General features: G+C 63.7%; 10 protein-coding genes. 5 read left to right on the top strand and 5 right to left on the bottom strand.

Annotated elements, in window-relative coordinates:
- Window positions 1–7 precede the first annotated feature (7 nt).
- A complete protein-coding gene (locus PLANPX_RS02050) occupies window positions 8–970 on the bottom strand; it encodes an MBL fold metallo-hydrolase (protein ID WP_152097116.1) in 963 nt (320 codons plus the stop codon).
- Between the two features lie 117 nt (window positions 971–1,087).
- On the opposite strand from PLANPX_RS02050, the gene PLANPX_RS02055 reads away from it, so the two are divergent.
- From PLANPX_RS02055 to PLANPX_RS02065, 3 genes are all read left to right on the top strand, one after another.
- On the top strand, window positions 1,088–2,425 hold the full coding sequence (locus PLANPX_RS02055; RefSeq protein ID WP_152097117.1) for an MFS transporter: 1,338 nt from the start codon (window positions 1,088–1,090) through the stop codon (window positions 2,423–2,425).
- A 188-nt stretch (window positions 2,426–2,613) separates the two neighbouring features.
- Window positions 2,614–4,302 (top strand): alkaline phosphatase, encoded by a 1,689-nt coding sequence (locus tag PLANPX_RS02060; protein WP_172991806.1) that lies wholly within the window; start codon window positions 2,614–2,616, stop codon window positions 4,300–4,302.
- A gap of 183 nt (window positions 4,303–4,485) precedes the next feature.
- Window positions 4,486–5,382 (top strand): hypothetical protein, encoded by an 897-nt coding sequence (locus PLANPX_RS02065; protein ID WP_172991807.1) that lies wholly within the window; start codon window positions 4,486–4,488, stop codon window positions 5,380–5,382.
- 196 nt (window positions 5,383–5,578) lie between these two features.
- Here the strand turns inward: PLANPX_RS02065 and PLANPX_RS27625 are convergent, their stop codons facing one another.
- From PLANPX_RS27625 to PLANPX_RS02080, 3 genes are all read right to left on the bottom strand, one after another.
- On the bottom strand, window positions 5,579–7,240 hold the full coding sequence (locus PLANPX_RS27625) for a hypothetical protein (RefSeq protein ID WP_194175115.1): 1,662 nt from the start codon (window positions 7,238–7,240) through the stop codon (window positions 5,579–5,581).
- Window positions 7,237–8,169, bottom strand: coding sequence for a YybH family protein (locus PLANPX_RS02075; protein WP_172991808.1), 933 nt, complete (start codon window positions 8,167–8,169; stop codon window positions 7,237–7,239). Before PLANPX_RS02075 ends, PLANPX_RS27625 begins: the two co-directional genes overlap by 4 nt.
- A 108-nt stretch (window positions 8,170–8,277) precedes the next feature.
- Window positions 8,278–9,303 (bottom strand): HAD family hydrolase, encoded by a 1,026-nt coding sequence (locus tag PLANPX_RS02080; RefSeq protein ID WP_152097121.1) that lies wholly within the window; start codon window positions 9,301–9,303, stop codon window positions 8,278–8,280.
- 232 nt (window positions 9,304–9,535) lie between these two features.
- Here PLANPX_RS02080 and PLANPX_RS02085 point away from each other — a divergent pair, with 232 nt between their 5' ends.
- Both PLANPX_RS02085 and PLANPX_RS02090 read left to right on the top strand, forming a co-directional pair.
- The gene (locus tag PLANPX_RS02085) at window positions 9,536–9,757 is read left to right on the top strand and encodes a DUF1992 domain-containing protein (RefSeq protein ID WP_198421836.1); all 222 of its coding nucleotides are present in this window, start codon (window positions 9,536–9,538) and stop codon (window positions 9,755–9,757) included.
- A 5-nt stretch (window positions 9,758–9,762) separates the two neighbouring features.
- Complete coding sequence (locus PLANPX_RS02090; protein ID WP_152097122.1) at window positions 9,763–10,557, top strand: ABC transporter ATP-binding protein; 795 nt, start codon at window positions 9,763–9,765, stop codon at window positions 10,555–10,557.
- Between the two features lie 152 nt (window positions 10,558–10,709).
- Here PLANPX_RS02090 and PLANPX_RS02095 read toward each other — a convergent pair whose 3' ends face one another.
- On the bottom strand, window positions 10,710–13,457 hold the full coding sequence (locus tag PLANPX_RS02095; protein WP_152097123.1) for a PAS domain S-box protein: 2,748 nt from the start codon (window positions 13,455–13,457) through the stop codon (window positions 10,710–10,712).
- Window positions 13,458–13,577 lie beyond the last annotated feature (120 nt).

A 13,577-nucleotide genomic window follows, 5' to 3' on the forward strand; every position in this document is an offset into this window, starting at 1 on the left:
GTAGAAGTCAGAACAACCGCTTCTGGTAGCTCCCTTTCACTGGCAGCGCGTTGAAGCCGGCCGCCTGCAGATGCCCCACAAATTCTGCTGGGCCGTGCGTGCAGTAGATCTCGCGAGCGCCGACGCGTTCGGCCGTTTCCATCAACTCGTCGAAGTCGGCGTGATCCGACAGCGGCAGCGCGTGGTCGACGCCCCAGCGGTATTTCGTGCCGGGGTCGATCGCCCAGCCGGTGATCGCGATGCTCACCGGCCGGCGGATCCCGGCGAGGCGGAAGTCGCGCGCGCCTTGCGGCAATGTCATCACTGCGCGGCCGGGCAGCAGCGCCGGGTCGTAGAGTCGCATATCGCCGAGGTCGACGCCGCATTGGCGATAGACTTCGCTCACGGCGAAGATCGTCGGATGCTGCAGTACCGGGATGCCGGCGGCGGTGAGGATGCGGGTTGCTTCCTGCGACTTGCCGAGCGGATAGGCGTGCAGCACCGGCGTGGTGCCGTCGGCGATTGCCTCGCGCACCAGCGTTAGCAGACGCTCCACCGTTTCGCTCCGCGGAGGCATGCGGTAACGAGGCTTGCCGAACGTCGATTCCATCACCAGCACGTCGGCCCGCGGCAACTCGGCTCGCTCTGCGGTTGCCGATTCGCCAAGCTTAAAGTCGCCCGTGTAGAGGAGCGAGCCTTCGTCGCTTTCGAGCAGCGCCATCGCCGAGCCGAGGCAGTGGCCCGCGGGGTACGTCGTCAAGCGGACGTCGCCGAACTCGAACGGCCGGCGGTACGGAACTTCCACGACGCGCCGCATGGCGCCCATCCGCAACTTATAGAGCTTGCCGGTCTCCGGCGTGCAGTACGCGACCTCGTGCGGACCAATGTGGTCGGCATGGGCGTGTGAGACGAACCCATGCGGCTGCCGACGGCAGACGTCGAGCGCTAGCCGCGGGCGGTTGTAGAACAGACCTCGGTCCCAGTGAAACATTTGTACATTATTCCGCGTCGCGGCGGCGAACGCCAGATGGGGGCGAGGTTTCGGAATGCGGAGTCGATGGGTGCGATTTTACTTGCGACGGTGCTGGCGCCTGCCTAACGTGGCGGCATGGGACGCTCCGCTGCTTCATCGCTGCGAAACTCATTGAAGCTCGCTTATGCGAATGGCGCGCTGTGGGGCGCCGGCAGCGGGCTGGCGAGCGTCTCGCTGATCGCTTACTTTGCCCGCGAGTTGCACGCGGGTGGAACCGCGATCGCGTGGATTCTGGCGGCGCCGTCGCTGGCGGGCTTGCTGCGACTTGGCACGCCGTGGTGGTTGCATCGCGTGGCGAGCCGGCGGCGATTTTGCGTGATGATGTTTTTGGCGAGTGCGGCGACGTTGGCGGCGTTGCCGTTCGTTGCGGCGCCGAGTCGATTCGTCGATCCAAGCTGGTCGCTCGTGGCTCTCGGCTCGGCGTGGAGCCTCGCCCAGACGCTGGAGTTCATCGCCGTCGTCGGGCTGTGGTCGTGGTTCGGCGATTTGGTTCCCGCGGCGGTGCGCGGACGATTCGTCGGGCGACGCGAGGCGTGGCTTACCGCGGGGCTCGTTGCCGGCGGATTCGCGGCGGCGGCGATTACTTGGGCCTGGCAGCGGCATTGCGCGGCGATTGGTCGGCCGGAACTGCTGTGGAGGTCGTATGCCGCGTGTGCGTCGTTTGGCGCCGCGCTCAGTGCGCTCGCCACATTGCCGCTGGCACACATGGCCGAGCCGAACGCTGCGAATTGTTCGATGCGTAATTCTGTGACTAGTCCCCTGCCCCGTCTCGGCGACCTCGTTCGCCCGCTGGTCGACCCTCGCTTCCGCCGGCTGATGGCGTTCGGCGTTTGCTTTTCCGTTGCGAACGGATTGGTCCAATCGCCGCGGCAGATTTTCATGGCGAGCGTGTTGCGGCTCGAACTGGCGGAAAAACGTTCGCTTGACGCAGCCTCGCGCGGCGCTCAAATCTTGCTGATGCCGTGGCTCGGCAAACTCGTCGATCGCCGCGGCAACGTCCGCCTGCTCGTCGTGAGTTGGAGCACCGTCTCGCTCGCAACGGTGTTCTTGTTCATCGTCACGCCCGCGGCGCGGTGGCTGATTGTCGGGGCCTACGTTTGCTGGATCGCTTATGCGGGGCTAAACGTGACGTTGCCGAATCTCATGCTCGGTCTCAGCCCGCACGCGTCAACGGCAAACTACGCCGCGGCTTGGTTCGCCTGGACGCAACTCGCGTACTCGCTGAGTATCCTCGGCGGCGGGTACCTGTTCGACCGACTGGCGGCGATGCAGGAGAAGTCCGACGGCCTACTAGCGATTGGCGGTTGGCTTGATCGCTTCGGGATTCTGTTTGCCGCTAGCGGGGCGTTGATGCTCGTCGGCGTCGGGCTAGCCTCACGCGTTCCTGAGCCGGCAGGCGAAGAGGCCGCCTGAGCCCCGGTTCGCGGGCTGCATTTTGCGGCTTTCCCGATATTCGAAGCAGGGCCCCGTTTTGCGGTGTTGCTATACTGAGGGCTCCCCTCCGAACCGCCTCGCCTGTCGTCGAGTTACCAGTTTTTATGTTGAAATCGTTTTCTCGTTCAGTGCATCGGACTACTTGGCGGTTCGTTCGGTGCGCGGTCGTGCCGCTTGCTCTTGTTTGCCAAATTGCGTTTGCCGCATCATCGCGCGGCGAAGATGCGGCGCCAACGTCCTCGGTGACGGCAACCGCCGCTACTGCCGCGACGAAGCCAGCTGCCAAGCCCGCCGGCATTCGCAACGTGATCATCATGATCGGCGACGGCATGGGCCCGCAGCAGGTTGGCATGCTCACGCAGTACGCCCGGCACGCGCCCGGTTCACAAGTTCCTCATCGCAAGGCGGCAATCGAACGGCTGCTCGCCGAGGGAACCGTGGCAATCGTCAACAACCAGCCGCACGGCGCATTGGTCGTCGATTCGGCGGCCGCGGCGACGCAGCTGGCCACGGGCGAGCTCGCGGGCTCTGAAATGATCGGCGCCAACTATCGCGGCGAGCGGGTCGAGAACATCGTCGAAGCGGCTCATCGCGTGGGCAAGTCGGCGGGGCTCGTCACCGATACTCGCATCACGCACGCCACGCCCGCCGGCTTCGCGGCGCATCAGGCGAACCGCGAGAGCGAGAACGAAATCGCGCTCGACTATCTCGATAACAAAGTCGACGTCCTCATGGGAGGCGGCATTCGCAATTGGGTGCCGGAAGCGGTCAACGATCGTAACTCGCCGACCTATGCCGCGCTGATGCAGATGACCGGCGGCGCCTACCCCGCCACCTCGCGGCGCCGCGACAATCGCAACCTGCTGCTCGAAGCCCGCGGCGACTACAAGCTCGTCTTCGATCGCAACGCTCTCGAGAAGGTGACCGATGGCAAGGTGATCGGCATCTTCGCCGATTCGGAGCTGAACGACGCTCTCGAAGACGCCGCCACCGCCGCTAACCCGCAGCGGACCGAGCCGACGCACGTTGAAATGGTCGGCAAGGCGATCGAGTTGCTCGACAAGAACCCCAAAGGCTTCTTCCTGATGGTCGAAGGAGGCCAAATCGACTGGGCCGGCCACAACAACGACGCCGGCGTCCTGCTGCACGAACTGCTCGACTTCGACGCCGCGGTGCGGCTCGTCTACGAGTGGGCCAAGGATCGCGACGACACGCTGGTGATCGTCACCGCTGATCACGAAACTGGTTCATTCGGCTTCAGCTATGCCGGGCGGCCGCTGCCGGAGTCGACGAAGCTGGAAGGCGACCTCTTCGCCGGCGTGCCGTTCGAACCTGCCTTCAACTACGCGCCGCCAGAGTTGCTCGACCAAATCTTCGCACAAAAGAAGAGCTACTTCACGATGATGGCCGAGTTCGACGCGCTACCGCCGAAGGAAAAGACTGCCGAACGGCTGATGCAGATCGTCAACGATTCGTCGGCGTTCAAGATCGCGCTCGACGACGCGGTGAACGTGCTGGCCCGCGAACGGAACAAGAACTATGTCGCCGGCCATCCTTACATGAACACGGAAACGGTGCCGAAGATCGACGACTTCGAGCCGTTTTATGTCTACGGCGAGAACCTGCGGATGAACCTGCTCGGCCGCGCGCTGGCGGATCAGCAGCACGTCACCTGGGGCGCCGGCACGCATTCGAGCACGCCGGTGATCCTCGGCGCCCTAGGCCCCGACCACGCGGCGAAGCGTTTTGGCGGAATGCTGCATTCGACCGACGTGGGGAAGCGGATGATCGAACTCATTACTGCTGAGCCCGCGCAGGCGCCTGCCACTGCTGTCGGCGCCTCGGCATCGCGTTAGTCCGCCTTGCATTGGTGCAAGTCCGAATTGAGTCGAAATTGGCGCGGCGTTAATTTGACAACGCGACCCGCGTAACTTATTCTGCGTCCATCTTCACCTTGGAAAGGGACGCTAATGACTCGATTCTCGCTTGTTCTCGCCTCGTTGGCTTTGGCCTGCTGCTGCGCATCTGCGTATGCTTTCGTGCCGACCGCTGACTACACGCTCCTCGCTTCTGATTACAGCCGCGGCTTGGTGAAAGTTGACCCCGTGAGCGGGGAGATTATTAGCACCGTCTTTGCCGCCTCGGGCATCAGCGACATTGAGCGCGGTCCGGATGGGTTGATCTACCTCAGCAATTACCCGCAGCGAGTCGTGCAAGCGGTTAATCCTTTCACCGGCGCCTTGGTGCGGACGATTACGTTCGCCGGCGATCCGCAGTATTCCTACCCCGCGACGCCGACGGACCTTGCGTTTGGTCCCGACGGTCGGCTGTATGTGAGCGTCACGGATGTGCCCTTCTTTGGCAACATCTACGTCGTGGGGCCGAACGACACGCATTCGACGCAACACTTTACCCCGACGCTTTTCACAGGCCTGCCATCGGGCATTGAGTTTGGCCCGGACGGCAATCTGTACGTTCTGTCGGAGAGCTCTGGCAATTTCTACAACCGACTCGATCGACTGAACGGCGTGACCGGAGTCGTCGAAGCGATGCTGGCAGACCAAACCGAGGGGCTGTCGTTGCCCACTCGCTTGACCATCGCCGCCGACGGGACGATCTTCGTCGGGAATCAGGGCTGGGGCAACCGCGCGATCACCAGTTACACGATGAACGGCGACCTGCTGCAGACAATTCCTGTGGCGAGTGGCGGGCTTAACGGACTGACGTTTCTGCCAGACGGAGATTTGGTCTGGGGCGACGGCGGCGCCAACTTCATGCGCTACGACTTCGCGACGCAAACGACCTCGGTGTTCAGCACGGGGTATGGGAGCGCTCAGAAGATGATTGCGATTCCCGAACCGGCGTCGTGTGGGTTGGCGTTGCTGGCAGCGCTGGCGCTCGTGAAGCGATCGCGAAGTGCTGGGGTAATCAAGTAGCGAGGCGCGTTCAGTCGCGTTGGCTGCGCGTTGAGCAAAGCGTGCGAGCGGGTTCGGACTGGTCGCTTAAGCGACCAGTCCAGCGGCGCGGACCGACTTGAAATTATCGCGAGACCGGAAGCGGCTTGACGCAGAGCGTCGGGAAGCTCGTTCCCACGCGGAGCGTGGGAACGAGTTCCGAACCTTGCTTTCACGCTTACTCTGCCAGCGGGTTCTCCGCCGGCGCGGCGTCGTTGCCCGTTGCCGATGCTGCGGCCCCTGCATCCTTCGGGGCCTTCAACCGCACGAGCAAATAGTTCGCCGTCTTGTTCTGGCCGAAGTGTACCAGCACCGGCGTTTGCTCTTTCGTGAGGTTGAAGATGCCCGTCTCCATGACGACGTCGCTCTTGTCGCCGATGGTGAACGCCACGCGCTGCGTCTGCTTGTCGACGCGGCCTTGGACGACGTACATCTTGTCGGTCGAGCTGTTGTACATCGTGCCGCTGACGATCCCCGCCTTATCGACGGCGAGCTGCAGCAGACGCGACGTGCTGGTGTCGGTGGCGCTCGTTTCGACGGCGTAGGTGCCGAGCGGCATCCACTGTTCGTCGTCTTTGGTCGCCGCCTCTTGTTGCGGATCGACGGTCGCGAGTTGCGCGGCCGATTCGGCGTAGTCGGCCGCCGTGCCGACGTCTTCGCCGTCAACGTAAACGTTCTGATTCTCGTACACGACGTTGCCGCCGGGGCCGTAGTCGTAGTACACCGGCTCGCCCCAGCTCCAGGGGAACCAACTGGCGTACGCGCCCCACGTCGGCACGCCCCACCAGTACCACCAATCGTGGTCATGCCAGCCGTGGTGGTAGTACCAGTGATCGAGATTCGGGTGGTACTTGCTCCACCAATCACTGCCGGGACGGACGCCGTTCCACGGATGATTCTGGTTCCAGTTCTGACGCACTTGGTTGGCGTGCGTTTCGAAATCATCAGCCCGTTGGGGGTGATTGTCGATCCAGTTGTGAAGGTTCTGGGCGTGCGCATTACCTGGCGCGAACGTGTTCGCAATCTTGCCGTTGAGCGTGTTCGCCGCGCCGCGCGGAACTTCCGCTTGGCCGCCGCTCCACGAGGGGAAATTGCCGGCATGGCCTTTGGCCCACTCGCTGCCGCGCATCAGCGGATCGTCGGCAGGGTTCAAGTTTGGCGGCGCCATGCGATTCTCGGCCGGCATCGTGCCGCCGGAGCGCACCTGCGGATTGACCTCGGCCATCAGCGGGTTGCGGTAAATCTCGGACCGGAGCGAACCAACTTGCGGGCCGCCATCTTTCAAACCGAGGAAGTTGCCGACGTCGGCGCCGGTGGGCGTTTGACCAAGGATCTGACGCGCGTCGACCTGCGGGGCAAGGCCGGGAATGCCGCCGTGATCGAAACCGTCGAGGGCGCCAAAGGTATTTTCGGTGCCGGGGCGATAACTGGGGCGGGCGATGTTCGCGGGTAAGCCCATGCCGCCGTAGGTGGCGAGTCCGCGCGAGGCGGGGCCGCCGGCAAAGTTCGGCGACATGCCGCCGATAAAGCCGCCGCCGGTGCCGCCGTGAAAGCTATCGCCCCCAAAACCGCCGAAGCCGCCGATCGAGGGCGACATACCTCCCATGCCGCCGGGGATGCCGCCATGGAAACCGCCTCCCATGCCGCCGGTCATTCCACCGTGAAAGCCACCGCCCATGCCGCCGTGAAATCCGACGGCGTGAGCTGCTGATGGTGCCAATGCCAGCGAGAGAGTTGCGATCGCGAGGCAGAGCGTTTGGTGACGCTTTACCCCCTCCCCAGCCCTCCCCTCAAGGGGGAGGGAGCCAGAGGGATGGGTGTTGTTGTGTTGCAACTTCATTGCTTGCCCCCCTTCGCTGCCGCTTCCTTATCGCCGGTCATCTGCCGCGACATCTTGGCGGGCGTCGTGTTCGGTTGGAACTGGCCATCCATTTCACGATCGACCGATTGCAGGGTCAGCTCGTTGTCGCCGCTGCGGGTGAGGATTTGCGTCGCCGAACCGCGCCGGCCGTCGGGCAGCTTGAGCGCCATCTTGTTGACCCACTTGTTCGAGCTTTGCCGTTCCCAGTACCCTTCGCCAAACGTTCCGTTGGAATCGAACAGCCACGTCCGAATGCATTGCTGTTCGGCGTCCCAGCCAAAGATCTGCGTGCCCGACGCGGACGGCGCTTGCTTGCTGATCCGCGAGTAGTTGCGAACCAAGAAGGCGCCGCCGTCGACCCAATGGTAGGTGTTTTTCACGTCGCCCGAGGGAAGCTGCTGGATCCACGTGCCGGCGAGCCAACCGAGTTGGCTCATGCCGGTAGGAGAATTGGCCGGCAGTTCTGCTTCTTCGACGTTCGAGAACAACCACGAGGCCCCGACCCGCGCGAGCGAGGCGCGGAACAGCGAGCGCGTCGGCAGTTGGCCGCGTTGCGTCACCTCGGCCATGCCGAGGATCGAGGCGGTTTTGCCGTTGATCTTCGATTCGGAGATCGTCAGTTTGAGCGTGCTGCCCGGCTGTTGCTTAAACAGATCGGCATAAGCGGCGGCGATCGGATCGCGGCCGTTCACTTCGACGCCGAGGTTCGTCGCGCGGTAGACCGCGTCGGGAGTCCACAGGGCGCTCATCGCCGGCGCGTTGTGGGCGTTGAACGCCTTCTCAAACGTGGCGACCATGGCGGCGAGCGCTGGATCGAGTTGCTTCGCCGGCGCGGCGAACGCCGGCAAGGCGCCGACGGCGGCGATGAGCAGCGCCGCGAGCAGGTTGCGGTGGGTTGGGCGGGACATGGCGTTGGGTGCTCCTGGCAGTGGATGGTATGCGGTTGGGGGCATTTTTAATTTCATAAAGCCCCGAGCGGTGCTCGGGGTGGTTGATCGTTCACGGTTGAGCGTTCGTCAGTCCTCTTCAAAACTAAAAATCTTCTTCCAGTCGTCTTTCATCGACACGAGTACCCAGCCTTCCTGCTTCGCGGCGTCGAGGCCGCGCTTCAGTTGGCCGACCATCGAGTCGCGGTCGTAGGCGTACTCGCGCACGGCGTCGGTGTGATGGACGATGAGGCCGAGCCGCGGTCCGTCGCCAGCGGTGGTCCACTGCAGCATCTCGAAATCGCCGTCGGAGTTGCCGAACGCCAGGATCGGCCGCTGGCCGATGAAGCGTTGAATGCCGACGGGTTTGCCGGGTCCATCGTCGACGAAGTTCGCCGCTGGAAGCCGCATCAGCGTCGGCTGGCCGTCGATGAGCTCGAACTTCACTTCAATGCACGAGCCGACGACTTGGTCGCGCGGAATGCCGTAGGCCTTCTCGGTCCAAGGCCGCATGAAGTCGATGCCGCCGCCGGAGACGATGAATGTTTTGAATTCATTGGCTCGCAGAAACTCAAGCATCTCGACCATCGGCTGGTAGACCAACTGCGTGTACGGCCGGTCGAAGCGCGGATGTTTCGCGGTGGCGAGCCAGTCGACGACGATCTGCTCGAAGGCGTCAGGCGTCATTCCGGCGTGGCCGATCATCAGCAGCTTGACGCCCGACTTCTCCCCTTCGGCAAAGACGGCCTTGTAGTCGTTGACGAGCGCGGCGGCGAACGGCTCGGTCGTCTTCCATTCGGGGTGGTCGGGCGCGGCGGCTTTGATGCGATCGAACGCAAAGACAATTTGCGTGTACATCGGCTGCTCGACCCAGAGCGTGCCGTCGTTGTCGAACGTCGCGATGCGATCGGCGGGGAGAACGAAGTCGGGGCCGCCTTCGTTGGTCACTTTCGCGACGAAGTCGAGAATCGCCTGCTTCGCGGGGCCGTCGTTCCAGGATGGAAGCGGATCGTCGCCGCAAGATTCGCTGGGCGTGAAGGCCGTGAGTAATAAGAGGCTGCACGCCGCCCAGCATCGCAGACGGCCGGCGAGCGGTTGGTTTGAACAGGCTGCCATAGTGCGAGGCGCTCCCGTGGAAAACAGAATCCAACCCCTAAAGATGCCCCATGATCGTACGACCGCGGAGCGGAGCGTGGCCAACAACTCCGCCAAATTCGCCAGTTCGCCCCGGTCGATTGCGTAACCGTTACATTCGGCAGGCTCGGCGAGAGCGAACTGGTCGGCCGCGGCGGCTGTCTCTAGACTTGGAGGAACTGCGAGCCACCCAATTTTTGTAGCTGGGGAGTCGATGATGGCTGAGTCGATGCCGCTGGGTTCGGAACGGGCGATGCAAGTCGTTGCGGAGAACAAGCTGCTCGCCGCGATCGAAGCGGGCGAGTTCGACAACCTGCCAGGCTTCGGAAAGCCGTCGCCGCTGATCGACGAACCGTACGACCCGTTTTGGTGGATTCGCCGCAAGCTTCGCCAAGAGAACCTTCCTGCCGACCCTCGCGATGGTTGGCAACGCTGAACGCCATGCAAAGTCCGCTGATTGAATTGGAGCGTGTCGGCTTCCGCCGGCAGCAGACAGATATCTTGGTCGACGTTAGTTGGCGGCTCGAACGCCAACGACATTGGGCCGTGCTGGGGCCCAACGGTTGCGGCAAAACGACGATGTTGCGGATCGCTTGCGGCTACCTTTGGCAGACGAGCGGCACGGTGCGGCGACTCGGCGCGGAGCTGGTCGACCTCGGCACGCTGCGACGTTCGATCGGCTGGGTCGCCTCCGATTTGGCGCCGCGGATTCCGCCTGATGAACTTGCCATCGAAACGGTGGTCTCGGGACGCGTGGCTCAAGTTGGCCTGCGGCGTATCGGCGAGTTGCAGCCAACCGACGCCGATTTTGAAGCTGCCCGCAACTTGCTCCGCGAGATGCGTTGCGAGTCGCTCGCCGAAAAGCCGTTCGGCGTCCTGTCGCAAGGCGAGCGGCAACAGACGCTGGTCGCCCGTGCGCGGATGGTTGATCCGCTGCTGATCGTGCTCGACGAACCGTGCGCTGGTATGGATCCCGGAGTGCGCGAGCGGTTCTTGGCGTGGCTTGAGCAACTCGCTGCCGCTCCGACCAGCCCATCGTTGCTGCTCGTGACGCATCATGTGGAAGAGATCATGCCCAGTTTCGAGTCGACGCTCGTGATGCAGAATGGCCGCATCGCCGCAGCGGGGCCGACGGCGGAGGTGGTGCAGGCATCGTTGCTGGAAGCGATTTATGGGATCAAAGTCGATCGACTGGAGAAGTCGGGCGGCCGCTTGTGGCCGATCTGGCAGGCGTGAGTCACATTTTGAATGTGTGGCTCCCTCCCCCTTGAGGGGAGGGCTGGGGAGGGGGTAGTGAACCCTGGTACCCGCTGCAGTCACCCCTCCCTAACCCTCCCCCTCAAGGGGAGGGGACCTCAAGGTTCGATATTTAGTTTTATTGCGGCCGATTAGCTTCGCGGCGTGTGCAGAATCCGCATCAACTCGCGCACGTCGACCGGCTTCACCAAATGGTGATCAAACCCCGCCCGCAGCGAGCGCTCGCGATCTTCCGCTTGGCCGTAGCCTGAAACGGCGATGAGCAACTCGCTTGTGTGTCCCTGCTCGCGCAGCTGGGCAGCGACGTCATAGCCGTTGATTACCGGCAGGCCGATGTCGAGCAGCACGGCGTCGGGGCGAATGCTTTCGAACAGCTCCAGCGCGCTGCGGCCGTCGTGGGCGATCGTCACTTGATGGCCATGCATGCGGAGGAGCATCGCCTCGGCTTGGGCGGTGTCGCGATTGTCGTCGACCACCAGCACGTTGAGGGGCGGGTGTGAAGCGACCGCGTCGTCGTTGGCGGCCGCCGACGGCTCGAGCGTTTCGTTGAGCGGCAGCCGCACCGTGAACTTTGCCCCCTGCCCTGGCCCGTCGCTCTGAGCGGAGACGGCGCCGCCGTGCATTTCGGTGAGCTTGCGAACGATCGTGAGCCCAATGCCCAGCCCACCCTGCGAGCGGTCGAGCGTGCGGTCGGCCTGCGCGAACAGGTCGAACACATGCGGCAGCATCTCGGCGGAGATGCCGATGCCATGGTCGGCGACTTCGATGACCGCTTCGCCCTCGAAGGCGTGCGTTCGCACCGTGATTTCGCTGCCGGCGGGCGAATACTTCGCGGCGTTCGTGAGCAGGTTCGCAATGATTTGCTCGGCGCGAGTTGCGTCGACGTAGAGCGGCAGCGGCTCGGCGCCGAGTTCCAGCGTGAGCGTTTGCCGCTGCTCTTGCACCAGTGACTGGACCGAGTGGACGGCCCGTTCGACGATCTCTGCCGCGTCGATCGACTCGCGGCGAAGTTGAATCTTCTCTTGGCTGATACGGGAAATGTCGAGCAGATCGTCGATCAGTCGCGTGAGGTTACTCGCCTGCCGGTTGATGACGTCGAGCATTTCTGGGCCGGCGTCGCTCGATGGGAGCCGCGCCGCCTCGGTGGCGAAGCGAATCGCTGCGAGCGGGTTTCGCAGCTCATGGGCGAGCATCGCCAGGAACTCGTCCTTCTGTCGTTCCGACTCGCGGACCGAGTTGAGCAACTGTGCGTTGTCGAGCGCCGTGGCGACGCGGCGGGCGAGATCTTCCGCCAGCAGCACGTCAGATTCATCGTACTGCCGACTATGCTCGGCGTTGCAGAAACTGATGACCCCCATCGTGCGATCACGAATGCGCATCGGCACGCTGATGACCGACCGCGGGTTGAGCGAACGAAGCGCTTGCAGTAGGCGATCAGTCGTGCCGAGGCTATCAACCTGGGCGTCGGGCATCTTGGGAATATATTGCGTCCGGCCGGTTCGCCAGGCTTGCACGGTGATCGACGGCGATTCCCAATCGACCGGGTACTCGGCGAGGAACTCGCGAAGCAGTTGCCGCTTCTCGGCGTCGCGGTGAGCCGAGGCGGGGCTGCCGATCGTGCCGTCGGGCCGCAGAGCGTAGACGACGCACCAATCGGCGAAGAACGGCACCATCGCCTCAGCCGCTTTCTGTAGCGCGCTATCGCGGTCGATGAGAGCCGCAAGCGACGCGCTGACGTCGGCGACGAAGCGGAGCGCGTCTTGCGACCGTTTGCGGTGGGTGATGTCGCGGGCCACCTTCGAGGCGCCGATCACTTCGCCGTCGCCGTCACGGATCGGCGAAATCCGCAGTGACACGTCGACGGGCGTGCCGTCCTTCCGGAGCCGCACTGTGTCCCAATCTTGGATCGACTCGCCGCGCCAGAGACGCTCCATGATCACTTCCAACTCGTCGCGGTGCGACTTAGGGACGATCATGGTGATGTGCTGGCCGATCGCTTCGGCGGCGGTGAAGCCATAGAGCCGCTCGGCGGCGGCGTTCCAGCTGGTGACGCCGCCGCGGCGATTCTTGCTGATGACGGCGTCGTCGGAATGCTCGACGATCGAGGCGAGTTGCTGCAACGCGCCCTGGGTGCGGCGCTGGGCGGTGGCGTCGGTGAAGACAAGCACCATGCCGTGGATAACGCCGTCGGCGTCGAGGATGGGCGCTGCGCTATCTTCGATCGGTCGTTCACTGCCGTCGCGCGCGATGAGTATTGTGTGATTGGCGAGACCGACGATCTTGCCGGTGCGCAGTACCTTCTCGCAAGGGTTCTCGACGATCTGCCGCGTCTGCTCATTGACGATATAGAAGATTTCGGTGATCGGCTTGCCGCGGGCAGCGTCGAGACTCCAGCCCGTTTGTTGCTCGGCGATGGCGTTGAGGAACGTGACGAGTCCCTTGGGATCGGTCGCAATGACGCCGTCGCCGATGCTGGCGAGCGTGATGCGCAGCATTTCGCCCTGGCGGATTGATTCGTCAGTAAGCGACTTCGTCTTTGCGCTCGAGCGGTGCAGGCGGTGAGCCATCGCCACGATAAGGCCGGCCATTAGCCCGAAGGCGGCGAGTTCGGTGAGACCTTGCTCGCTGCGGTTGAAGATCGAGAGCCCCTCCGGTTTGATGAACAGGAAGTCAGCCGCAAAGTAGCCGGCGATGATCGCCGTGACGCCAGCCCAGGCCCCGCCGTACCATGCCGCCAAAGCGACGGCGGGAAAGATGGTGATGAAGGGCACCGTTCCCTGAGGCAGCACGCCCAAGAGTATCCAGCGCACGGCGGCGGCGACGGCTACGGCCGCCAGCGCGACAAGATGAGGGTAGAGTGAACGCGCGAATTTGGGCATGCGCAGCGGTTGGCCCGAACGTGGGAAAACGCGGCGCCCTGCGAGGCGCCGTCGGCTGAGAGCGAATATAGCTTATCGCCGTCTCTGTGGGCGGGGGTATCGGTCGATTCCGGCCTCCCT

It is taken from the genome of Lacipirellula parvula (genome assembly GCF_009177095.1).
Classification (GTDB): Bacteria; Planctomycetota; Planctomycetia; order Pirellulales; family Lacipirellulaceae; genus Lacipirellula; species Lacipirellula parvula.